The following is a 23,693-nucleotide window of genomic DNA, read 5'->3' on the forward strand; positions in this document are numbered from 1 at the left end:
CTCCTAGTCGTGGGCATGGTTGGTGATGGGGCCGACGTGGACTAGCTTGGGGTCCTCGCCGCGCTCGAGCGCCAGATCGCGCAGGATGGCGTCCTCGCGGGCCTCCATGACCTCGGCCTCGTCGTCCTCGATGTGGTCATAGCCCAGCAGGTGCAGCATTCCGTGTACGAGCATCAGACGGCACTCATCAGCGGGACTATTGCCAAAACCGGGGGCCTGACGGGCAATAACCTGCGGGGCCAAGATAATATCGCCGAGCTCGAGCGTCTCATCGGCGGGAATGTCATCGTCAAAGGCCGAATCGCACTCAAACGAGAGCACATCGGTGGTGCGGTCGATACCGCGCCACTCGTGGTTGAGCTCGTGCATCTCGTCCTCGTCGACATACGAAAGGGAAATCTCAACTTCACGCTCAACGCCCTCGGCGGCAAGCACGACCTCGCAGATGTGCTCCACCTCTTGCGCGTCGAGCAGCGTATCGAGCTCGGCATCGTTGCTGATCAATACACTCAACGGGACTCCTTTCGGTCGCGCGAACGCTGCTCACGCACGTCATCATAAGCATCATATGCCTCGACGATACGACCCACCAGGGCATGACGCACCACGTCGGCACGCTCGAGGTGAGAAAATGCCACATCGTCGACACGGCCCAAAATCTTCTCGACATCCGCCAAGCCGCCACGACGACCCACCAGGTCGCGCTGACTCAAGTCGCCGGTAATCACGAACTTGGAGTTGAAGCCCAGGCGCGTCAGGAACATCTTCATCTGCTCGGGCGTCGTGTTTTGTGCCTCATCGAGCACCACGAACGCATCGCTCAGCGTACGGCCGCGCATGTAGGCGAGCGGGGCGATCTCGATCACGCCACGTTCCATAAGCTCATCGGTGCGCTCGCGATCCATCATGTCAAAAAGGGCGTCGTAGAGCGGGCGCATGTACGGATCGATCTTTTCCTCGAGGGTACCGGGCAAAAAGCCCAGGTTCTCCCCCGCCTCGACAACCGGGCGCGTCAAGATTAGGCGACCCACCTCGTGACGCTTGAGCGCGGCAACGGCGAGCGCCATGGCCAGATAGGTCTTACCGGTACCGGCGGGACCCAGGCCAAACGTGATGGTATGCGAGCGGATGGCGTCAACATAGCGTTTTTGGCCGAGCGTCTTGGGACGAATAACGCGGCCGCGATACGACAGCAGCACGTCATCGCGCAGCGACGAGGCATCATGCTCTCCATCGCGCAGGACAGCCAAGCAACGCGAGACATCGTCGGCAGACAGCGTGCGTCCGGCAGCCGCCTCGCGAAAAGCATGCTCAAAAAAGCGCACCACGAGCTCGACCTCATCCGGGTCACCGCTCACGGCGATACTGTCGCCACGGGCGACCACGTGGGCGCGAACCAAGCTCTCGAGCGCACGAAGGACGCCGTCGCCGGCGCCCAAAACGCGCGAGGGATCAATCCCCTCGGGAACGGTAAGTCTAATCTTCGAGGCTTCCATGAACCTCCCTGCGCGCATGGACCAAGCCGGAATCATCGACTTCGATGATAGCAACATCGAGCAGGCACGGGGCTGTAAGTCCACAGGTATCGTCAAGACGGGCATGATGGAACGAGCCGAGCGTCAGGTTGTCACCATACTCGAGCACGGCGCGCTCAACGGTTCCCACGCGACGACGAGCATCGGCGATGGCGAGTTCCTGCGCCGCGGCCCGCATACGGCGGCTGCGCTCAGCCATAACCTCTGGCGGTACCTGGTCGGGCATATCGGCGGCAAGTGTGCCGGGACGCTTACTGTAGCGGAACACATGCATGCGCGAGAACCCCACGCGGCGGCATAGCGCCAGCGACTCCTCGAACTCCTCATCCGTCTCACCGGGAAAACCGACGATGACGTCGCACGAAAGGGACGCCTGAGGCAAGTTGGCGCGAATCATGCGCACCGTATCCTCAAACGCCTCGGCGCTATAGGGACGGCCCATGCGATGCAAGGTCGCCGTGCAGCCGGACTGCACGGGCAGGTGCAAAAACGGGGCGATACGCTGCGGATAGCGCGCCATAACCTTAAGCAGGCGCTCAGAGATATCCATGGGCTCGACCGAGGAAATGCGCACATGCGGAATAGACGTGCGCTCCATGATGGCCTCGAGCAGCTCATCGATTTCGACATGCTCGTCGGTCGCGCTCTTGCCATCGTAGGCACCCAGGTTCACACCGGTCAGCACCACCTCGGGCACGCCGGCCTCCTGGGCCTCGCGAACTTGCTCAAGCACGGACTCGACAGGCACGGAGCGCTCGGGGCCGCGCGCCTTCCACACAATGCAATAGGTGCAGCGATGGTTGCAGCCGTCCTGGATCTTCACGCCCAGGCGAGAGCGACCGAGCGCATCGACCACCTCGCCATCGCTGCAGGCGGGAACGCTATCGGACTCAACGCCCAGCACCTCGCAGACACGTTCGGCGACATCGATCTTGGACGGCTCGGCGATCACGCGATCCGAAAGCTCCAACAGCTCCTCGGGATGCAAATTGACCACGCAACCGGTCACGAGCACATAGGGCTCATTTGGATGGGCCAGCGCATGACGGACGGCCTTACGGGTCTTGGCCTCGGCCTCGCCCGTAACGGCACAGGTGTTAATGACGATCAGGTCGGCATCCTGGGGCTCCACCATAGCAAAACCCAGGCGCATAAGATCGGCAGTGATACGGTCAGACTCAACCCGGTTGACACGGCAGCCGAGGTTGACGACGGAAATATGGGGTGCGAGCACGCGGGCTCCTTAATCGAGGATATCGTCGAGGGCACTCTTGATACGGTCGGTCACCGACTTCTTACCGGAAGCGACGTCATCGCCCATCTCATCGGCAAAAGCACGGAGCAGCTCGCGCTGCTTATTGGAAAGATTGGTGGGAACGACCACGCGCAGTTGCACGATCAAGCGGCCACGCGAACCGCCACCGCCAATGCGCGGCATGCCGTAATTATTGACGCTCACGGTGTCGCCGTACTGGGCGCCGGCGGGGACGCACACCTTAACGACCTCGTCGGGCATAATGCCCTCGACCTCGATCTCGCAGCCGAGCGCAGCCTGCGCAATCGAGATATCGCTCACCAGGTACAGGTCGTCACCGTTGCGCTTAAAGCGCTCATGGTCGGCAACGCGCACGTTGACAATCAAGTCGCCCGAAGGCTCGCCGCGAAGACCGGCCTCGCCAAAGCCGCTCACACGCAGCTGTCGACCGGTCGAAACGCCGGCGGGAATATCGATGTCAATCTTTTCATGCGAAGGCGTGCGGCCCTGACCATCGCAGGTCTCGCAGGGATGGTCGATAACCGTGCCCTCGCCATGGCAGTCGGGGCAAGGCGAGGAAGACTGAACCTGGCCCAAAAACGATCGCTGAACCGTCGTGACATAGCCCGTGCCGTGGCAGCGGCCGCACTGCTTTTCCTGTGCGCCCTCTGCCCTACCGGTGCCATTGCAGTCCTCGCAAGGAGCAAAGCGGTCATAGCTGATTGTCTTTTTGCAGCCGAGCGCCGCCTCCTCGAGCGTCACCGAAAGCGAGATGGCCATGTCACGACCGCGACGACGCTCGCGACGGCTGCGGGCGCCACCGCCGGCACCGCCGCCAAAAAACGACGAGAACAAGTCGTCCATGCCCATACCACCAAAGATATCGTTGATATCGACGTAGCCCGAACCACCAGGGCCGTCGGCAGTGCCGTAACGGTCGTAGTTAGCACGCTTCTGCTCATCGGAAAGAACGGAATAGGCCTCGTTGAGCTCCTTGAACTTGGCCTCGGCCTCGGGGTCGTCCGAAACGTCCGGGTGTACGGTACGGGCCTTCTTTAGAAACGCGCGCTTAATCGTCCGCGCGTCGGCATCCTTGTCGACGCCAAGTACCTCGTAGTAATCCCTATTTTCCGACACGACCGAATCCTTCCGACTTTCATTATTGTCACAGTGCGTCCTATACCCAAGCTGGGCCAACCGCAAACAGAGGGTTTGATGTTATTGCATTCCGTAAGGCGAAAGCATGGCCCGTTGCGAGCAGCTCGCGAACCAAACCGACACGAGCGCGAACATGAAGCCATTGGCAAAACCGTTGGCAAACTGCATCGCACCGCGCTTCCACCACAGCAGGCTGCGATGAAGCACGCCGTCCGAAAGCACCATGAACAGGCCCATGGTAAACGGAATAAAGCACATCACGGCAAAGGCCGAGAACACGCCCGAGATGGCCGAGAGTACCAAAAACGGCGCCACGATGCCCATCAGGTAAAAACCGGTACGAGCTTTGCCTTCCAAGCGCTCGGACTCGACATGGGCACGGCCGACTAGATCACCGCCAGCGGCACCGTTAGTGCCGGCGTGACCCATGCCGCTAATGCGGACCTCGTCGCCATCGTGCGTGCCGGCAGGAAACTCAATCGTCTGCTCGGAGGTTACGCGAGTACGACCGCTGCCACCGCAATCGGGGCAGGGGTCGGCCACGACCTTACCGGAACCGCCGCACTCGGGGCAGACCGACTGGAACGTGCCCGCACCAAACAGGAAGGACAAGTCGACGTCGATGTGCCCGCGGCCACCGCAGCTCGGGCAGGTATGGGCATGCTCGGAGGAGACAGAACCCGAGCCGCCGCAGTGACCACAGGTATCGAAGCGCGTATAGCGGACGGTCTTGCGGGCACCGTCCTTGGCCTCCTTGGCGTCCAGTTTGATATCGACGACCACGTTGGCGCCGTTCTCGGGATTGTAGGCAGCCTGGCCGCGACGCTGCTGGCCCCAGGCACCGCCAAAAGGAAAGCCGCCCTCAAAGGGATTGCCATAGCCCGTGTTGCCGGCATAGCCGCCACCATAGGGCGAAGCCGTAGGGGCACCGGCAAAGGGATTGCCAGAACGCATGGCATCGTAGCGCGCACGTTTTTGCTCATCCGAAAGCACGGCGTAGGCCTCGGAAACCTCTTTAAACTTTTCCTCGGCATCCGGCTCTTTGTTGACGTCCGGATGGAGCTTACGGGCCTTTTGCTGGAAGGCCTTTTGAATATCACGCGAGGTGGCGTCCTTGGAGACACCTAGAATCTCGTAGTAATCTTTTTCGTTCATCGTCGCCATGCGCGGCAACCTCCTGCTCACAGCAGCGTATATATTCCGGTAATTCTACCCGAGCGGCCTAAGCTAGATCCCAAAACAGCTCGAACAGAACATTTCCATCGAGCCAGCCCAGGTGTGTCGGTGCTAAACGAGCTCGAACATGGCCCGCGACGACATCTGCCGAAGTAAAGGGTCCCTCATGGACCCCGAGCGTCTCGGGCACCCAAGTGGCAAGACCCAATTCGAGCGCGCGATCACAAGCGGCTGTCAGCTCATCGGCCGGGATGACACGAGCCGCGCGAACCAACAGGTCGGACGCAATACCGCGCGTCATGCGACAAGCGAGCATCAGGTCTTCGGCCGCAGCCTCTCGCTGCGACAGGTATTCGGCCTCAAACGACGTCGCGTCATCGTCGCGCTGAACCAAACGCACACGGTACGCGTCGCCTCGAGCAGACACGCCGGGGAACAAACCTGCAAGACGGTCGAAATCCCCAGTATCAAGCATACCGGCGGCAGAACGGCCCAGGCCCAGGTAGCCCCGTCCGGTCCAGTAGGCAATGTTATGGGCGCATTCATGGCCGTCGAGCGCGTAGCTCGCCACCTCATACGGGTGATAGCCGGCGGCACCCAGGAGCTCGCGCGCCACGTCCATGCAGGCGGCCTGAAAATCCTCGTCGGGCTCGAGCGACTCGTCACGGCACGCCATGCGATAGAGGGGCGTCCCCACCTCGAGCGTGAGCGGGTAAACCGACACATGATGCGGAACCGCCGCCAGCACGCCCTCGAGCGTACGCTTCCAACTCGCTGCGGTCTGCCCGGGAAGTCCGCACATAAGGTCGCACGACACGTCAAGCCCAGCGTCCTTGACCGTCGCGATGGCGGCGAGCGCCCGATCGGCATCGTGAATGCGGCCGATGGCGGTAAGTTCGGTGTTATCGAGCGTTTGCACGCCCAGAGAAACGCGTGTGACACCAACCTTGGCAAGCGCAGTAGCAAGCTCGGCGGTCAGCGACTCGGGATTGGCCTCGCAGGTAAACTCAACGGGGGCGCACCACGCACGAATACGCCGCGCCAGCTCCACCAGGCGCTCCCCCGCCAGCGACGGCGTGCCGCCGCCAACATAGACGGTGCGGATCTGGTCGAGGGCCCCAGCCTTGCCAAAAGCATCGAGACGCGCGAACAACTGCTCAAAATAGGAATCGAGCGCGGCATCCAAATCACACGAAGCAAAGCTGCGCGAGTCGAAGTCGCAGTAGCGGCACTTTTGGGCACAGAACGGCACGTGCACGTACAGCGCGGTAACGGCCACCCTTAAGCCTCCAGCGGATGAGGGGGCACCGATTCGCCGGCGGCAAGGGCAGCCTCGCAGGCCACCACATCATGCTCGATCTCATCGACCAGCGCCATAAACTCCTCATACGTGGAGCAGCGCACCACATGGGCACGCCAAGCGGCGGCATGGGGCATGCCTTTTAAGTACCAGCTTGCGTACGTACGGGCACGCGACATGAGCGGCAGGAGCTCATGCGTCAGCGTTAGGTGCTCACGCAGGGCGTCCAGGCGCTCGACAGAGCTGCGCGCCGGCACCGGTGTGCCATCGAGCGCAAGAGCGCGAGCATCGCCAAACACCCACGGGTTCCCGTAGATGCCGCGCGCGATAAACACCGCGCTGGCACCCGAGTTTCGCAGATGCACCGCGGCATCCTCGGCGGTGAACACATCACCCGAACCGATCACGGGAATCTCAACGGCATCTGCGACCTCATCGACGACCGACCAATCGGCCTGGCCGGTGTAGAGCTGCGTGGCGCAACGACCATGCACGGCGACTGCGGCAGCCCCTGCGCCCTCAAGCATCTGGGCAAATGTCGCGGCATTGCGGTCCTCGGCATAAAAGCCTTTGCGAATCTTGACGGTCACGGGCACGTGCGCCGCGCCCACCGTGGCCTCGACGATCTTCTCCGCCAGGTCGGGCGTGCGCATGAGCGCCGAGCCCTCGCCCTTGGTAACAACCTTGCGGGCGGGGCATGCCATATTGATATCGATGAGCGACAGGCGATCGCCAACGCGCTCCTCGACGGCAGCGACGGCGCTCGCAAACTGATCGGGCTTGGAGCCGAAGAGTTGCACGCAAATCTGCTGCTCCTCGTCGGCCGGTAGCACCAGGCGCCAGGTCTTGTTGCTGGCATAGGCAAGGCCCGCCACGCTCACCATCTCGCTGTAGGCAAGGTTGGCACCGCGACGGCGGCACATGATGCGGTAGGCAGGGTCGGTCACGCCCGCCATGGGAGCCATAAGGAACGGCTGCTCGGCATAGGCGCCCAGCAGCCGCTTGCTGTATTCAGAAAGCGCCATAGACCTACTCGTCCACCTTGAGGATCGCCATAAAGGCCTCCTGCGGGACCTCGACCGATCCGATGGCCTTCATGCGCTTCTTGCCCTCTTTCTGCTTCTCGAGCAGCTTGCGCTTACGCGAGATATCGCCGCCGTAGCACTTAGCAAGCACGTCCTTGCGACGCGCCTTGACGGTGGAGCGGGCAATGATCTTATTGCCGATAGCACCCTGGATGGGCACCTCGAACAGCTGACGCGGGATGATCTCCTTAAGCTTGTCGCACAGGCCACGGGCCAGGCCATAGGCCTTGTCCTTGTGGACGATAAACGACAGCGCGTCCACCTCATCGCCCGAAAGCAAGATATCGAGCTTAACGAGCTCGGAGGGACGGTACTCGTTGAACTCGTAGTCGAGCGAGGCATAGCCCTTGGTACGACTCTTGAGCTGGTCAAAGAAGTCCAGGATGAGCTCGGCGAGCGGCATGTCAAAGCGCATCTCGACCGATTTGCTCGTGAGATGGATCATGTCGGTTGTAATGCCACGGTGCTCGATAGCGAGCTGCATGACGGCACCCGTATACTCGGGCGGGCAGATGATCTTAGCCTTGAGGTAGGGTTCCTCGATACGCTCGATGCGCGTGGCCTCGGGAAGATCCTGCGGGCTACGGACATCAATCATCTCTCCGTCAGTCTTGTAGACGTGATAGTCAACCGAGGGGCTCGTGGCAATGAGGTCCAGATTGAACTCGCGCTCCAGGCGTTCCTTGACGACTTCCATGTGCAGCAGGCCCAGGAAGCCCACACGGAAGCCAAAGCCGAGCGCCACCGAGGTCTCGGGCTCCCACACCAACGACGGGTCGTTGACGTGCAGCTTATCGAGCGCGTCACGCAGGTTCTCATAGTCCTTGTTATCGATCGGGAACAGGCCCGTATAGACCATGGGCTTAGCCTCGCGGTAGCCGGGAAGCGGCTCGGGGCAGGGATTCGACGCCCACGTGAGGGTATCGCCCACGCGCACGGCCTCGGGGTCCTTCAGGCCCGTGACCACGTAGCCCACCTCGCCGACCGTCAGCGCATCGACCGGAGTCTCGGCGGGACGCTTGACGCCCACGCCATCGACCAAAAAGTCGCCCTTTGCCTGCATCATGCGCAGGGTATCGCCCTTTTTGATGGAACCGTCAAAGATGCGCACCGTGGCGACGACGCCGCGATACTCGTCGAAATACGAATCCAGGATGAGTGCCTTGAGCGGCGCGTTCGCATCGCCCTTGGGCGGAGAGATCAAAAAGACAATGGACTCCAGCAGATCGTGGATGCCCTCGCCGGTCTTGCCCGAGACACACACGGCATCATCGGCAGGGATCGCCAAGTCATCCTCGATCTCGATCTTGACCTCATCGGGATGGGCCGAGGGCAGGTCGATCTTGTTGATGGCCGGCACAATGTCCAAATTGGCGTTCATGGCGAGCGTCGCATTGGAGACGGTCTGGGCCTCGACACCCTGGGTGGCATCGACGACGAGCACCGCGCCCTCGCAGGCGGCCAGCGAACGCGAGACCTCGTAGGTAAAGTCAACGTGGCCCGGCGTATCGATCAGGTTGAACTGATACGTCTCGCCATCATCGGCGTCATAGGACACGCGAACGGCATTGGACTTGATCGTGATGCCGCGCTCGCGCTCGATATCCATAGTGTCGAGCAGCTGCGACTCCATGTCGCGCTCGTCAACGGTATGGGTGAGCTCGAGGATGCGGTCACTGATCGTGGACTTGCCATGGTCGATGTGCGCAACAATTGAGAAGTTGCGGATGTGGGAAATGTCAATTGAAGTATTCATGCGGACTATCTTACCCGAGCGATACAAAAAATGGAGCCTGCTCCATAAAACAGGCTCCATTTATGCGCGTAATCTGTGTGGTGTGAAATTTACAACTTAGGCGTTGATGCTGTTCACGAGCTTAGCAAGACCGGACTTGCGGTTGGAAGCCTGGTTCTTGTGGATAACATGCTTGGCGGCAGCCATGTCGAGACGCTTGGTGACGGTCTTGAGGGCAGCCTGGGCCTTCTCGGCGTCGCCCTCGGCGACGGCGGACTGGACGTGCTTGGTCAGCGTCTTGAGCTCGGACTTGACAGCCTTGTTACGCATGCGAGCTGCCTCATTGGTGCGGATACGCTTCTTCTGAGACTTGATGTTTGCCACTTCTGGAGTTCCTTTCGAGTTCCTTGCAAAAAATGTATGACACCTCTGAGACACGGTGAGGTCATGCAAGCGCCTACTATAGCACGCTCCCCCTCAAAGGGATAGAACGAATTTGCCAAATAGGCAGGTATCATCACGATTTTCTCAAGATGTTCGTAATCCAGAGCAAAAGCGCGGTCTGAGAATCGGCCGAACCCTTCAGCGCGAGCTCCACATCGACCGCGCCCTCGAGCGCGGCAACGAGCTCTGCCATCGAAAAGCGACGTGCCCAGGTCAGGTGATTCTTGACCTGCCAGGACTGGAGCTTAAGTGTTGCGGCCAGCTCACGACCCTGTCCGCGCGCATCGAGCGCCTTGGCAACGATAAGCTCGCGGATGCGGCCGCACAGCAATGTGTAAGTCCACACGTAGCTCTTGGCGGGCAGTAGATTGAAGAGCTCGAGCGATCGCCGCATATCGCGAGCCGAGATGGCGTTGAGGAAGTCCCAGGGTTGAACCTCGGCCGTACGGACAATCCAGCGCTCAACATCGGCAAGTTCAATCTGAGGCGACTCGACCATCTGGGCAAGCTTAGCCAAGTCGTTATCGAGCATGCGCGTGTTTTCGCCCGAACGCGAGACGAGCTCCTCGGCGGCCGCCGTCGAAATCGACTTACCGCGCTGCGTCGCCATCTGCTGAACACGGCGCGGCAGTTCCCAGCGCTTGGTACCCGAGCAATCGACGATAGCCTTCTTGTCGATCTTGGCGATTGCCTTATACAGGCGCGTATTCTTGGCAAGTGAGTCGGCGATGATGAGGCAGACCGTAGTGGGGCTGGGACTCGCCAGATACCCAACGAGCGGCTCCGAGACCGCCTTGGCGAGCTTTGAGCAGCCATCGAGGATTACCAGACGAAACTCGCTGCCCATCGGAAAGGTGTTAAGCGATCCGATAATGGACTCGATATCGGGGTCCTTGGTCATGTCTCGCTCGTCGAGGTTGAACTCGACCATACCCGACTTTTCCAGACGCGCTTTCATACGCGAGACGGCGTGATCGCGCTTAACTCCGTCGGTACCGACGATCAGATATGCCGGCAGCAAACCGGTTTCGGACATTGCGCTCCCCTCCCGCAGGCCTTCGCATTCGTTCCGTGCCATTCTAGCCCAGGGGCCCACCACACGCCAACGACGTCGTCACGGTCGCTGGCATCGCATCACAAAGCCATTCGCAGTCGGTGCGACGGTAATGTCGCCGTGTTCGATGGTACACGCGAACACACCACCCGCTTCCTTAACGGCATCGATGCAGGCATCGGACGGATGGCCGTATCGATTCCCCTCACCGGCGCTTGCGAGGGAAAGCTCGGGCTTCAGGACGTCCAGCAACTCACCATCGACTGAAACCTTGGAGCCGTGATGCCCAAGTTTAAGTACATCGATATCCCCCACCTCCTGCACGAATTCCCGTTCTTGGTCGAGCTCGGCATCACCGGTGAGAAGTATTCGCAGGCCCTTACCTTCCTGAACATAAGAGAGCAGCAGGACAAGCGAGTCCTCATTTCCCTCGCCATCCACGGACTCGAATGGCCACATCACGCGGGCGCAAAATGAGCCGATGTCGACCGTATCCCCACGGCGCACCTGCCGATACTCCACGCCAGGTCGGTTCAATACCTCGGCAGGAGCATCCTCCAGCGCATCCGCCGCCACGGCAATCGTTCCGACCGAAAACTGTTCGAGCACGGCAGGCAAACCACCCCAGTGGTCCTCATCCCAATGCGTCACAAAGACGGCATCGATATGGTGCACGTTATTGCGAACCAACGCCGCCACCACGCGCTCGTCGAGCCCGCAGTCGACGAGAGCTACTGCGCCGCCTTGGCGGATAAGAATCGCATCGGCCTGGCCCACATCGAGCACCGTCACCGAAGGCGGAGCGAATCGATCCCAATAGACGTACGGAATCGCAGCCAAGAGCATCAGGCATGCAAGCCCCGCCGCCATAGGACGTGCACGGGGACGCGGCCACCAGACCAGCAGAACCGCCAGAAAACACGGCAATAGGTAAATCCACATGCTATCGGGCGGCACGCTCACGTATGCACCCGGCACGGCGGCAAACAGCTGCTCGAAAAACAGCGCGCAACGGGCGGCAATCATGGGCACAACGAGCGCCCAAGTCCGCAACGGTCCCACGAGCGAAAAGGGAACCAGCACGATCGACACAGCGAGCAGAACGCTCACCACCGGACCGATGACCGCATTTGACAACGGAGCAATGAGCGAGAATGTACCGAAGGCAGGAATGGTAATGGGAAGTGTCGCCAGTTGCGAGCACAGCGTGACGGAAAACACGCTGGTAACGCCCGATGGCACACCCAGCTCACCCAAAGCATAGGTCGCATAGGGGCAAAAGCACAGAATGGCTAAGACGCTGGCACATGATAGCTGAAAGCCCATCTCGAACAGCACCGTCGGCCGCAGTAGCACAAAGATGGACATGGTTACGAAGAGTGCCGAAAGGCCGTGCCGACGACGCCCCGCGTCGTTTACGACAAGCGTCACGAACACCATGCAGCACGCGCGCGCGGCCGAGGGAGACGCGCCCGTAAATGCAGCGTAGCCCACAAGCGTTATCGCCAATATCGCCCGCTGAAGACCACGTGAGCACCGAGTCTTTTGCAATACGCCCTCGATTACAAACCCCACGATAGCCAAATGGCTGCCCGAGACGGCGATAAGATGTGCCGTTCCCGTCACAGAAAACCAGTCGCCCGCCGGCTGGGCGCGCAGCTCGGCCGAACGACCGCAGACGACACCGGCTATGAGCGCACGCGCCGGGTCGGTCGCAGGCGCGATGGACGCAAGCAGCCCATTTCGCAGCCGAAGCAGCGGCCCCGGAGAACCCTCATCGACCGACACAATCCGAACGGCTTTAACCTTACGCACCTCGCCTCGGAGCACGCGCGATCGTCCATATGCCTCGTTCTCAAAACGCGAAACGCGACCGATAACACGCACGTGCGCCCCGACCTTGAGCTCACGATCACACGATAGGCGAACCGTTGCCAAGTTCTTACCGTCCGCGCGTGCCTCGCAGGTATAGGAATACACGTCGTCGTTTATGGATGGATCACCCTGCACGAAAAACTCGAGGCCGCTTGCCGCTCGACCGTCGAGCGCCTTCGAGGCACTTAGCGCGCCCACAGCCCACCACGCCGAGACGACCGCTCCCGCCACGAGACCGGCGAACGCGGCATACAGCCACCGCTTCAAAGGGGCAAGCCGCGCACAAGAGTGAGCCAGCACAACGAAAACCGCTGCCGCAACGGGAATGGACCATAGCGGCCCGACCGCCGTCGCCCGCTCCCTCAGCAGCGCATCAGCGGCTATGCTGAGCACCAAGGCGCAGCTCACGCACATGCCGGCACACAGGGCCATCGTCCACGGAATCAGGGGTCGCGGAGGCATCACGTGCTCGCGCTCGGTCGCGCTCATACGCAGATGCAATCTTTGATTTTGGCAAGCTTCTTCTCGCCGATTCCCGACACACGCATCAGATCGTCAACCGAGGCGAAAGCACCGTTCTTTGTCCGCTCATCGATAATCGACTGGGCCATGGAGGGGCCGATGCCCGAAAGCGTCTGCAGCTCTTCTGCGCTTGCCGTATTGATGTTTACTAGGCCTGTTGCGCCACTAACGCCCGACGATGCGGAAGTCCCACCATCAACACCGGCTTCCGCAATGGACGCCTGCTGCTCCCCTACCGTTGGAACGTGAATTTTTTGTCCATCAGTGACCTTGGATGCACGATTAAGCCCCGTAACGTCTGCTTCGGGCGCCAGTCCGCCGGCGGCATCAATCGCCTGAGCCACCCGCGCCCCGTCTTTGAGGCGATATACACCGGGTGACACCACGGCGCCATCAACATCGACATAGACCTCTGCCGCGGCAGACGCCTTAGGCGAAGAGCCTTCGGATGTCTTTCCGCTCGAAGCATCGCCGGATCCCGGCTCCACTAACGTGCCCGAACCATCAGTGCGCTCAAACGACACACCGCCGGCACCGCCGCCAAGGTTCGCCATCGCCAGCCCACTCGCCATCGCAATGACGACCAGTATCGCCATCACCACTGCCTTATGACCGAGCAGTTTGCCCGCCCAGCGGTCCATCTTTTTGACTCGTTCGTGTTGTTCGCGCTGCGCCATAGCAAAACCTCCCAACACCATCGTGTCAGGAAACGAACGCCGCAGCTTCCGCACGTCCACACCAGTTTTCGCGGTCAAACCAAAAGCTGACCTAAACCTTGCGAAAAAATGTCCATTTATTCAGACACACGTCAACGAATGAACATCTTGGCATCATTTGCCCAGATAGCAAAAGACCGACGATACAGGCGCATCGTCGGTCTATGCACAAATTTACTCGTAATCTTGGTAAATCTCACGCGGAGCAAGCTCCGAATGTTTGCGTTTTAAGGTCTTAGGGGCCTTATATGTGTTGCTCTCGAAGTCGATGTACTCGGTCTGCTTGAGCAGGCGCTCAATCATCTCCTCGTGATCAAACAGTTCCCAGGCCTCATGCACGGCATCGAGTTTAGCGTGCGTCTCGGGTCGGCGCGGCATAAACAGCGTGCAGCAGTCGGGAGCGGCCTCAGTCGAGATATCGAACGTACCGATCTCCTCAGCACGCGCGATGATCTCCTGCTTGTCCGAACCGATGAGAGGACGGAACACGGGGATCTTCACGGCCTCGTTGACGGCCATGATGTTCTCAAGCGTTTGGGAGGCAACCTGCCCAAGCGATTCGCCCGTAACGATGGCCTTGGCGCCCTCGATGTGCGCAATGCGCTCGGCAACCGAATACATAATGCGACGATACATGATCACACGCAGGTTGCTGGGGCAGGTGACCGAAATCTCACGCTGGCAGTCGCCAAACGGCACCACGTACAGGCGGCCGATCTGGACACCCGGCTCAAGCGCACGGATGATGTCCTGCACCAAATACTCGCTCGTATCAGGCGTCTGCGGACGACCGGAGAAATGCACCGGCACGCACACCGCGCCGCGACGCGCGAGCATCCAGGTCGCCACCGGAGAATCGATACCCGACGACAGCAGCGTCACGACCTTGTCGGCAGAACCCACCGGCAGACCGCCCACGCCGCGCTCGGAGCGCGCATACACGTAGACACTACCCTGAACCACCAGAACGTGCACCATCGCGTCGGGGTCGTGCATCTGAACCTTTTTATCGGGGAAGGCCTCACACAGTACCTCGCCCACCTGACGATTGATATCGATCGAGGTGAGCTCATAGTCAGTATTGGAGCGCTTGGCGTGCACCTTAAACGAATCGAAGGAACCAAACTCGCGCAGCGCCTTCACGGCGGCGGCGCAGTACTCCTGCGGGTCGCGGTTGGTGTGATACGCCAAAGACACACGGGCAACGCCGGGAACGGTGCGAATGACACGCGCCGCCTCGTCGGCCTGATGTTCGTTAAAGGTCACGAGGATATAACCGGAAATTCGAGACACGGCATTCACGGAAAAGGCGGCCAAGGCCGCCTTGATGTTATCCATGAGGATATGCTCAAAATGTGCGCGGTTCTTGCCCTTCAGCCCAACCTCGTGATAGTGGACTAGGCAGACGCGAGCCGCCATTTAGGCTTCAGCAACCTTGTGGCCGAGCGCCTTCTCGTAACGGGCCTCGTCGTAAGAGATGTCACCGTCGACAATCTCGTCCATAGCCATCGAGATGGTATCGGCACCGGAAAGCCCGATGGTGATGTCATCGACATCCTGGACGGCAAGCACGCGGTTGTGCTGGCCACGCAGCATGCTATTGATGTCGCAGGCGCGCTTGGAGGCAAGCGAAGCGAGCAGGAAGCGGTTGTGATCGGTCTTCTCCAGAAGATCGTCAATGCAAGGCTTTACAACGGACACGGACCTCAGATCCTTTCATGCATATCGAGAACGCGAACGAGCTCATCGGTCGCGCGGTCGAGATCGTCATTCACCACGACGTCGTCGTAGCGGTCGGCAAGGGCAAGCTCATCGGCGGCGTTTGCCATACGCAGCTCAATCGTCTCGGGCGTCTCGGTACCGCGACCGACTAGACGCTCGCGGAGCACCTCAAGCGAAGGCGGCTTGATAAAGATCAGCACGGCCTCGGGGAAACGCTCCTTCACCTGCAGGGCGCCCTGGACATCGATCTCCAAAATCAGAGACGCGCCCGAGGCGAGCTTGGATGTGACCTCGCTCACCAACGTGCCGTAGCAGTTACCGTGGACCTCGGCCCACTCAACAAACTCACCGTTTGCCACGCGGCGGTCGAACTCCTCGCGCGTCAGAAAAAAGTAGTTGACGCCGTCGACCTCACCTTTGCGTGGTGCTCGCGTGGTAGCCGAAACCGTCAGACCCAGGTTCGAGCGGCGCTCGCGCACACGAGTGACGAGCGTACCCTTGCCTGCGCCTGACGGTCCAGAAATCACAAAGAGCTTGGAATCCTGAGCGCTCACTTATTTGGTCAGCTGCTCGAGGAGCTGCTCGCGCTGACGGACGCCGAGGCCCTGGACGCGACGAGTAGCGGAGATACCGAGCTCCTCCATGATCTTGGCGGCCTTGGCCTTGCCATAACCGGGGAGAGACTCGATGAGGGTGGAAACCTTCATGCGGGAAGCGATGGGGTCATCGGAGTTGAGCACGGACTCGAGGGACTTCTCGCCCTTCTTGATCTGCTCGCGAAGCTCAGCGCGGGCGTGACGTGCGGCAGCAGCCTTCTCAAGAGCCTGCTTGCGCTGCTCGTCGGTAAGCTGAGGGAGTGCCATTCGTACCTCCAAATAGTTGGGTTATATCTGATTCAATAATTGGCATTTTAGCACGTAGAACGTACAAAATGCCTAATCGCGGCTCCATAGGTTAGACGATACCCGCAAAAAGTGCAATATACTGCGCCCAAAGTTAAGCCCCTGACCTGCGATTCCACACAAAGGATGGGAAAGTTTACGCAGGCACAGGGGCTATTTTGTGCTAATGAGACCCAAAAGTGGTGACTTAGGGGAATCTTTTACGCGACGTTTTCGACCAGCTCGGCGACGATAGCGTCAAAGGCGGCAACCGGATCGTCGGCACCGGTGATGGGACGGCCCACCACAATGTGGCTTGCGCCACGCTCGATAGCCTGGGAAGGCGTCGCCACGCGGGACTGGTCACCAAGGGCGGCACCCACCGGACGCACACCCGGAGTCACGATCAGGGCATCAGGACCCAGCAGCTCACGCATGTCGTGAGCCTCCATCGGTGAGCACACGATGCCATCGATGCCGTTGGCCTGAGCAAGCTTTGCCAAGCGGGCGGCCTCCTCGGCCACGGGAGACTCGACGCCGATCTCGCTCAAGGCATCCTGATTCATGCTCGTGAGCACGGTGATGGCGACGAGCTTGGCGCGGTCCTCACGCGCCTCCTCGGCACCCTCGCGGCAGGCAGCGAGCATAGCACCCGAGCCCAGGCCGTGGACCGAAAGCAGGTCGGCACCGGCAAGCGAGGCCGAGCGGGCAGCGCCGCGCACCTGATGCGGAATGTCATGGAACTTAAGGTCGAGGAAGACCTTAAAGCCAAGGTCCTTAAAGGTCTTGACGATCTGGGGACCCTCAGCGTAATAGAGCGTCATGCCGACCTTGAGCCAGGCGGCATGGCCCGAAAGCTCGTGGGCGAGCTCGAGCGCGCGCTCACGGTCGCAGTCGAGGGCGACGATAACACGGTCGCGGGCATCATTCTCTAGCATTCGAAAGCACCCACCAGCTCGTTGATGTCCTTTACGCCCTGGGACTCGGCCCAGGCCTCGAGCTCATGCGCGATCTTAAGCGAAGCACACGGATCGACGAAGTTGGCCATGCCGACCGACACGCAGGTGGCGCCGGCCAGGATAAACTCAGCCGCATCCTCGCCAGTCATGACACCGCCGACACCGTTGATGGGGATATCGACGGCCTGGGCAACCTCCCAGACCATGCGCACGGCGATGTGGTGGCACAGCGGGCCCGAAAGGCCGCCCTTGGGCTTGGCCACGCGGGACTTGCGGGTATGGACGTCGATGGCCATGCCCTGGATGGAGTTGATGACCGAAAGGCCGTCGGCGCCGGCAGCCTCGAGGGCCTTGGCGATCTCGGCGACGTTGACCGGCGCCATCTTCACGAACAGCGGCTTATCAGTCACCTTGCGGCAGGCAGCCATAACGGAAGAGGCGCCCTCGGGCGTGGAGCCCATGGCGGCACCGCCGGCGGCGATGTTGGGGCAGCTCACGTTGATCTCGTAGCCGGCAGCCCAGGGGCATAGCTCGACATACATCTCGAGTGCGCGGACAAACTCGTCAACGGAGTGACCGGCAACCTGACAGATGACCTGGCAGCCGTCCTTGGACAGCTGTTCGAGCCACGGACCGGACTCGCGGGCAAAGGCGGCCACGCCGGGGTTCTGAAGACCCACGGAGTTGATCATACCGCCGGGAATTTCGGCCATGCGGGGCGCGGGATTGCCGGGCCAGGGCTCGGCAGCGCAACCCTTGGTGGTGATGGCGCCCAGCTGGGAAACATCAAAGAAGTTCTGGAACTGCCAACCGTAGCCAAAGGTACCGGCTGCGGTGTTAATGGGGTTCTGCATCTTGACGCCGCCGAAATCGACGGCCATGTTCACGGTACCCACTAGAAGACCACCACCTTAGAAGCATCGAACACGGGACCGCACATACAAGCACCCTTCATACCGTCGACCGTCTCGACATTGCAGGTGTTGCAGGCGCCAAAGCCACAGCTCATCATGCGCTCGAGCGACACCTCGCAGTACACACCGGCCTCGGCGGCAGCGGCGGCGACCTTCTTCATCATGACGGCGGGGCCGCAGCTGGCGACGTAGTCGTAGCCGCCCTCTCCAAGCAGCTCGGCTGCCGGATCGGTGCAAAAACCGTGCGTGCCGAGCGAACCGTCGTCGGTGCACACGTTAACCGTGGCGCCCAGCGCACGGAACTCATCGACACCCACGACTTTGGAAGCGGTGCCAAAGCCCAGGCACACGTCCACATCAACACCCTGCTCGGCAAGCATGCCGGCAAGACACAGCACAGGCGGAACGCCGATGCCACCGGCGACGAGCAGTGCCTTCCTGGTGCCCTCGGGTACCATCCAGCCACGGCCACCGGGGCCCAACAGGTTAGAGGTGGAGCCAGGGCCCATCTGGGACAAACGGCGGGTATCGTCGCCCACGACGGCGTACCACAGCTCGACGGTGCCGGCCTCGGCGTCGGCGCGATAGAAGCTCAGGGGCACGCGAAGCAGCGAGGAGGCATCGCCGGGCACGGCAATGTTCACAAACTGACCGGGCTTGAGCGCACTTGCAAGCTTGGGGGCCGAGATTACGAGCGAGAAGATGCCGTCGGCGATCTCCTGGTTCGAGACGACCTCGAAGTCGTGCATGCGTGCAGTGGAAGGTGTGGGCATAGACGCTCCAATCCCCCATGCGGTTGCATGGTCTAAACGAACAGAAAGCGCGGCACCGCAAGGGCGCCGCGCACAAAAGCGATAAGGCTATGCTAGCAGATGCAGCCGTCGGCGAGCGTCTGCTTGCCACCGACAAATACATCGGTGGCACGACCGGTGAGCGTGCGGCCGGCAAAACCGGAGTTCTCGGCGCGCGACTCGTAACCGTCCTCGCCAACCGTCCAGGTTGCGGAGGGGTCGAACACGGTCAGGTCGGCGACAGAGCCCGCCTTGACCTGAACCTGATCGAGGCCCAGAATCTCACGCGGCTTGATGGCCATGAGCTCGACCATGCGGCTCACGCTCATCTTGCCCGTGTTGACCAGCTCAGTGAGCACGAGCGACAGCGAAGTCTCGAGGCCAATCATTCCAAAGGGCGCGAGCTCGAACTCGCGGGCCTTCTCCCACGGGGTGTGGGGAGCGTGGTCGGTAACGATAGCGTCGACGGTACCGTCGATGACACCCTGACGGATTGCCTCAGCGTCCTCATCGGTACGCAGCGGCGGATTGACCTTGAGAGAGGTGTTGTAGGTCTCGTCCAGGTCGTTCTCGGTCAGGAACATGTGGTGCGGGGTGGCCTCGCAGGTAACCTGAACGCCAGCGGCCTTACCGGCACGCACGATCTCCAGGCCATGGGCGGTGGAGATGTGCTGGATGTGCAGCTTGGCACCAGTCAGCTTGGCGATCTCGATGTCGCGGGCGATCTGGAGCTCCTCGCCGGCAGCCGGCCAGCCCTCGAGAGCCAGACGGGTCGAGACCTTGCCCTCGTTGATCTGGCCGTGGCCGACCAGGTCCTCGTCCTGGCAGTGGCTCATAAAGACCTTGCCGAACATCTTGCCGTAGTCCATGCAGCGACGGAGCATGCCCGCGCCCTGCACGCCGCGACCGTCGTCGGTGAAGGCGACGGCGCCATGGGCGACCATATCGCCCATCTCGGACATGGCCTCGCCCTTAAGACCGCGGGTCATGGCGCCCGACGGATAGACGCGGCAGTGACCGACCTCGGCAGCACGGGACTTGACGAACTCCACGACGGTGCCGTTATCGGTGACGGGATCGGTGTTGGGCATGGAGCACACACCGGTAAAGCCGCCCTTGGCAGCTGCGCGAGTGCCGCTCTCGATGTCCTCTTTGACCTCGTAGCCGGGCTCGCGAAGGTGAACGTGCATATCCACCAGGCCGGGGACGAGGTACTTGCCGGAAAGGTCGCGGACCTCGGCTCCCTCGACGGCGAGATTCTCGCCGACCTCGGCGATCTTGTCGCCGTCAATCAGGACGTCAACGACACCGTCAAGCTCGACAGACGGGTCGACGACGTGGGCATTCTTAAGAAGCAAGGCCATTATCGGCACCTCCAAGCAGCAGATACAGGATAGCCATACGCACGCAGATACCGGCGTAGACCTGCTCCAGGATGACGGAGCGTTGCGGGTGGTCGGCCATATAGGAGTCGAACTCGACGCCGCGGTTGATGGGGCCCGGGTGGCAGATGATCGTATCGGGCTTCATGAGCTTCTCGCGGTCCTTGGTCAGGCCGAAGAGCTTGTGATACTCGCGAATCGTGGGGAACGGAGCGCCCTCAAGGCGCTCCTGCTGCACGCGCAGCATGTAGACGACGTCCAGCTCGGGCAGGACGGAATCGAGGTCGCTCGTCACGTGGTCGCAACCCAGAACCTCGGGCGCCGGCGGCAGCAGCGTGCCGGGGGCGACAGCGTAGGTCTCGCAGCCCATGATCTTAAGGGCGGGGATCAGCGAGCCGCAGACACGGGAGTGCGCGATATCGCCGACGACAGCGACCTTCAGACCGTGGAAGTCACCCTTGTGCTCCCAGATGGTGTACAGGTCGAGCAGGGCCTGCGTAGGATGGTTGTGCTTGCCGTCGCCGGCGCAGATAACGCTCGCGGGCGAGTTCTGCGTGACGATGTAGGGAGCACCGGCGTGCTTATCGCGAACGACGATGCAATCAATCTTGTAGGCGTTGAGGGTCTCGACGGTGTCGACGAGGCTCTCGCCCTTGACCGTGGAGGTCGAGGAGCCGCCAAAGTTGAGGCTGTCGGCCGAAAGGCGCTTCTCGGCGAGCTCGAAGGAGCTGCGGGTGCGCGTCGAGGGCTCGTTGAACATGTTGACGATGGTCTTGCCCTTGAGCGTGGGGACCTTCTTGATCGCACGCTCGTTGACCTCGGAGAACGCCTTGGCGGTCTCGAGGATGAGCTTGATGTCCTCTTCGGAGTACTCGGTAATGTCGATCAGGTGCTTATGGTTGAACGCCACGGTACTACTCACCTCCCAGCGGCGCGGAGCCCACATGGGAACCCGGCGCGACGTCGTTAATCTCGACAGCGGTGCGGCCGTCTACTTCCTTCATATATAGGTGCACGTTCTCCTCATGCGACGAGGGAACGTTCTTGCCGACAAAGTCCGGCGAGATGGGGAGCTCACGGTGACCGCGGTCAACGAGAACTGCCAGCTCGATGCGGCTCGGACGGCCCAGGTCCATGACAGCATCCAGAGCGGCGCGGATAGTACGGCCCGTATACAGGATGTCGTCCACCAGCACGACGCGCTTGCCGTCGACGCTGAAGGGAATGTTGGTAGCGTGGATCGCGGGAGCAAAATTGGTAGCGTAGTCATCGCGGTAGAAGCTGATGTCGAGGCTACCGAGCGGAACGTCGACGCCCTCGATCTCCTTGATCTCCTCGGCGAGCTTCTTTGCCAGAAGGTCGCCGCGCGTGACGATGCCGACCAGAGCGAGGTCTTCACAGCCCTCGTTGCGCTCGAGAATCTCGTGCGCAATGCGGGTCATCGCTCGATTGACGGCGGTCTCGTCCATGATGACCGCCTTGGGGGAAGTCGTGCCCATCGATCTCCTTCCTCACATGTCTTGACTGCTGACACAGTCAAAAAAATAGATGCCCGACCGCTTAAGCGGACCAGACACCCACAGGAAAGGCTGCTCTTTGGCAGCTATGTAATTCCATGTGGGTATCTCGTACCCCTTTAATGGTCAAGGGATAGTGTAGCCAACCTCGAGCTTAATTGCGAGCATAAATACAGAGCAATCCGTAAACGTGCGCAGGCGCTCCATAAACCTATATATATTTGTGGGACGAGCTTGAAAACACACGCACGAGCTGGCATAATCCCCTCTGCTGCACGCAAATCGGATCTACGTCCAGGGCCGTAGCGTGGGCACTATCGCCAAAAGAGGAATATCTCTGTGTAGATTGCGCACAGGGAGCGACTTCTGTGCTATAGTTCAGGCTTGTTTGTTAACGCGACATGTTCGTTTGTCGCCCAAGGAGGGTCAGTTATGTCCAAAGTTTGCGAAGTTTGCGGTAAGCACCCCGTTGCCGGTCGCTCCATCAGCCACTCTCACCGCGTCACCAACCGTAAGTTCCGCCCCAACATCCAGCGCGTCTACGTCGTCGTCGATGGTCACCGTCGCAAGATGAACGTTTGCTCCACCTGCCTTAAGTCTGGCAAGGTTGCGCGCTCCTAAATAAGGTCTTACCAACAAGTACCTCGGACTCTCCGGGTCAAAGACCTCGCGTTCATATAGAACTTACCAAAGGCGTCCTCCCCCACGGAGGGCGCCTTTTTGCACTCATTGGGGACAGACTTACATGAGTGTTTTCACGCATTGGGGACAGACTTAGATGAATGCTTTCCTAAGCTCACAGTGCATCGATCGGCCCCAATCCATACCTCAGGCCGCCTCGTTCCAGCCTGTGGTGGCCTTGGTTACGCTTGTAGCGCCGATACCGGTGATACGGGCAATTTGCTTGACCGTAAGATGGGCCCGCCTGAGCCTTAGCAGACAGGCATCGCGTTCGGGGCGTGGCAGGGCCTTGAGCAGCGCAGGATCAATGCTCGGCAGGGCCTCGTGTGCGACGGTAAGGGCATCCTCGTCGGGAATCCGTCGACGCGGAAGAATCTCAACTGACCAGATCCGCTCGGCAACTTCCTTAAGATGCTCGCAATAGCGACGGGAACCCCCGACAATATCGAGCATGGGGGCCGCATCGCAGATATCAAAGGGATCGTATCCCAGCTGGTATGCCTTGTAGCTTGACCAGCGGTAGGCATCAAGCGAGTCGAGCGCACCTTTCACGGGATTGAGATGGATATAATCGAGCAACTGCACCGCCTGCGTGTCCGACTCGACCGCGACCCGCGAATAGCGATTATCAAACAGGTGGCCCGTTCTTCCGGTTTTCCCATTGAAATACTTGGCATAGGCCGTCAGCGCGCACTGCATTGCCTTTGAAAGGTTGTCAAATGGATCATCAACCATCAAATGAAAGTGGTTGTCCATAAGGCACCAAGCCAACACCGCCACTTCAAGGCGCGCAAACCTGTCCGAGATATCCGATAGGAAACGATAGCGGTCGGAATCATCTTCAAAAATAATCTGTTTGGAGTTGCCGCGGTCAAAGACGTGGTAATAGCCGGTAATCGAAACGGCGCGGGCGCATCGGGGCATAATCTCTCCTTTCAAAGCTGTACAGGCAACACCTAAAAGGAGAGAAGCAACGCGAAATGCTGAGCCT

General features: G+C 60.6%; 24 protein-coding genes. 1 reads left to right on the plus strand and 23 read right to left on the minus strand.

What is annotated here, in order from left to right; genetic code table 11:
- Nucleotides 1–3: 3 nt before the first annotated feature.
- From ybeY to pyrR, 22 genes are all read right to left on the minus strand, one after another.
- Entirely contained in the window at nucleotides 4–513 is a 510-nt protein-coding gene (gene ybeY / locus DW796_RS03240; RefSeq protein ID WP_117654802.1) for an rRNA maturation RNase YbeY, read from the minus strand.
- On the minus strand, nucleotides 510–1,496 hold the full coding sequence (locus tag DW796_RS03245; protein ID WP_089573386.1) for a PhoH family protein: 987 nt from the start codon (nucleotides 1,494–1,496) through the stop codon (nucleotides 510–512). Before DW796_RS03245 ends, ybeY begins: the two co-directional genes overlap by 4 nt.
- Nucleotides 1,477–2,769 (minus strand): MiaB/RimO family radical SAM methylthiotransferase, encoded by a 1,293-nt coding sequence (locus tag DW796_RS03250; RefSeq protein WP_118094252.1) that lies wholly within the window; start codon nucleotides 2,767–2,769, stop codon nucleotides 1,477–1,479. Before DW796_RS03250 ends, DW796_RS03245 begins: the two co-directional genes overlap by 20 nt.
- Nucleotides 2,770–2,778: 9 nt before the next feature.
- The gene (gene dnaJ / locus DW796_RS03255) at nucleotides 2,779–3,927 is read right to left on the minus strand and encodes a molecular chaperone DnaJ (protein ID WP_117639894.1); all 1,149 of its coding nucleotides are present in this window, start codon (nucleotides 3,925–3,927) and stop codon (nucleotides 2,779–2,781) included.
- A gap of 81 nt (nucleotides 3,928–4,008) precedes the next feature.
- The gene (locus DW796_RS03260) at nucleotides 4,009–5,112 is read right to left on the minus strand and encodes a DnaJ domain-containing protein (protein WP_187362361.1); all 1,104 of its coding nucleotides are present in this window, start codon (nucleotides 5,110–5,112) and stop codon (nucleotides 4,009–4,011) included.
- Between the two features lie 58 nt (nucleotides 5,113–5,170).
- Nucleotides 5,171–6,403, minus strand: a complete 1,233-nt coding sequence (hemW, locus tag DW796_RS03265) for a radical SAM family heme chaperone HemW (RefSeq protein WP_117776230.1) — start codon at nucleotides 6,401–6,403, stop codon at nucleotides 5,171–5,173.
- Nucleotides 6,404–6,405: 2 nt separating this feature from the next.
- Nucleotides 6,406–7,449, minus strand: a complete 1,044-nt coding sequence (gene dusB, locus DW796_RS03270) for a tRNA dihydrouridine synthase DusB (RefSeq protein ID WP_118094253.1) — start codon at nucleotides 7,447–7,449, stop codon at nucleotides 6,406–6,408.
- A gap of 4 nt (nucleotides 7,450–7,453) precedes the next feature.
- Nucleotides 7,454–9,265 carry a translation elongation factor 4 gene (gene lepA / locus DW796_RS03275; protein WP_118094254.1) on the minus strand — a complete coding sequence of 604 codons (1,812 nt, stop codon included), beginning with the start codon at nucleotides 9,263–9,265 and terminating at the stop codon, nucleotides 7,454–7,456.
- Nucleotides 9,266–9,361: 96 nt separating this feature from the next.
- On the minus strand, nucleotides 9,362–9,628 hold the full coding sequence (gene rpsT, locus DW796_RS03280) for a 30S ribosomal protein S20 (RefSeq protein ID WP_022094714.1): 267 nt from the start codon (nucleotides 9,626–9,628) through the stop codon (nucleotides 9,362–9,364).
- A 133-nt stretch (nucleotides 9,629–9,761) separates the two neighbouring features.
- On the minus strand, nucleotides 9,762–10,724 hold the full coding sequence (holA, locus tag DW796_RS03285; RefSeq protein WP_118094255.1) for a DNA polymerase III subunit delta: 963 nt from the start codon (nucleotides 10,722–10,724) through the stop codon (nucleotides 9,762–9,764).
- 78 nt (nucleotides 10,725–10,802) lie between these two features.
- A complete protein-coding gene (locus DW796_RS03290) occupies nucleotides 10,803–13,106 on the minus strand; it encodes a DNA internalization-related competence protein ComEC/Rec2 (RefSeq protein WP_118094256.1) in 2,304 nt (767 codons plus the stop codon).
- Nucleotides 13,103–13,816: a ComEA family DNA-binding protein gene (locus DW796_RS03295; protein WP_117564273.1), complete on the minus strand. Its 714-nt coding sequence runs from the start codon at nucleotides 13,814–13,816 to the stop codon at nucleotides 13,103–13,105. Before DW796_RS03295 ends, DW796_RS03290 begins: the two co-directional genes overlap by 4 nt.
- A gap of 213 nt (nucleotides 13,817–14,029) precedes the next feature.
- Nucleotides 14,030–15,274, minus strand: coding sequence for a tRNA uracil 4-sulfurtransferase ThiI (gene thiI / locus DW796_RS03300; protein ID WP_118094257.1), 1,245 nt, complete (start codon nucleotides 15,272–15,274; stop codon nucleotides 14,030–14,032).
- Nucleotides 15,275–15,556: a DNA-directed RNA polymerase subunit omega gene (locus DW796_RS03305; RefSeq protein ID WP_035138532.1), complete on the minus strand. Its 282-nt coding sequence runs from the start codon at nucleotides 15,554–15,556 to the stop codon at nucleotides 15,275–15,277. It abuts the gene before it with no gap.
- A 5-nt stretch (nucleotides 15,557–15,561) separates the two neighbouring features.
- Complete coding sequence (gene gmk, locus DW796_RS03310) at nucleotides 15,562–16,131, minus strand: guanylate kinase (RefSeq protein WP_006236131.1); 570 nt, start codon at nucleotides 16,129–16,131, stop codon at nucleotides 15,562–15,564.
- Nucleotides 16,132–16,440 (minus strand): integration host factor, actinobacterial type, encoded by a 309-nt coding sequence (mihF, locus tag DW796_RS03315; protein WP_006236130.1) that lies wholly within the window; start codon nucleotides 16,438–16,440, stop codon nucleotides 16,132–16,134.
- Between the two features lie 239 nt (nucleotides 16,441–16,679).
- On the minus strand, nucleotides 16,680–17,396 hold the full coding sequence (gene pyrF, locus DW796_RS03320; protein ID WP_117564271.1) for an orotidine-5'-phosphate decarboxylase: 717 nt from the start codon (nucleotides 17,394–17,396) through the stop codon (nucleotides 16,680–16,682).
- On the minus strand, nucleotides 17,390–18,298 hold the full coding sequence (locus DW796_RS03325) for a dihydroorotate dehydrogenase (protein WP_006236128.1): 909 nt from the start codon (nucleotides 18,296–18,298) through the stop codon (nucleotides 17,390–17,392). The genes pyrF and DW796_RS03325 overlap by 7 nt, the downstream gene beginning before the upstream one ends.
- Nucleotides 18,299–18,312: 14 nt before the next feature.
- Entirely contained in the window at nucleotides 18,313–19,080 is a 768-nt protein-coding gene (locus DW796_RS03330) for a dihydroorotate dehydrogenase electron transfer subunit (protein WP_118094258.1), read from the minus strand.
- Between the two features lie 116 nt (nucleotides 19,081–19,196).
- Nucleotides 19,197–20,486 (minus strand): dihydroorotase, encoded by a 1,290-nt coding sequence (locus DW796_RS03335; RefSeq protein WP_118094259.1) that lies wholly within the window; start codon nucleotides 20,484–20,486, stop codon nucleotides 19,197–19,199.
- Nucleotides 20,470–21,414, minus strand: coding sequence for an aspartate carbamoyltransferase catalytic subunit (locus DW796_RS03340; protein ID WP_118094260.1), 945 nt, complete (start codon nucleotides 21,412–21,414; stop codon nucleotides 20,470–20,472). The genes DW796_RS03335 and DW796_RS03340 overlap by 17 nt, the downstream gene beginning before the upstream one ends.
- Before the next feature lie 4 nt (nucleotides 21,415–21,418).
- On the minus strand, nucleotides 21,419–22,003 hold the full coding sequence (gene pyrR, locus DW796_RS03345; RefSeq protein WP_117654814.1) for a bifunctional pyr operon transcriptional regulator/uracil phosphoribosyltransferase PyrR: 585 nt from the start codon (nucleotides 22,001–22,003) through the stop codon (nucleotides 21,419–21,421).
- 450 nt (nucleotides 22,004–22,453) lie between these two features.
- Here pyrR and rpmB point away from each other — a divergent pair, with 450 nt between their 5' ends.
- Nucleotides 22,454–22,642: a 50S ribosomal protein L28 gene (gene rpmB, locus DW796_RS03350; RefSeq protein ID WP_022094725.1), complete on the plus strand. Its 189-nt coding sequence runs from the start codon at nucleotides 22,454–22,456 to the stop codon at nucleotides 22,640–22,642.
- Nucleotides 22,643–22,849: 207 nt separating this feature from the next.
- Here the strand turns inward: rpmB and DW796_RS03355 are convergent, their stop codons facing one another.
- Nucleotides 22,850–23,626, minus strand: coding sequence for a transposase (locus DW796_RS03355; protein ID WP_118094261.1), 777 nt, complete (start codon nucleotides 23,624–23,626; stop codon nucleotides 22,850–22,852).
- Between the last annotated feature and the right edge of the window lie 67 nt (nucleotides 23,627–23,693).

Source organism: Collinsella sp. AM31-2AC (assembly GCF_003469285.1).
Lineage (GTDB): Bacteria > Actinomycetota > Coriobacteriia > Coriobacteriales > Coriobacteriaceae > Collinsella > Collinsella aerofaciens_AT.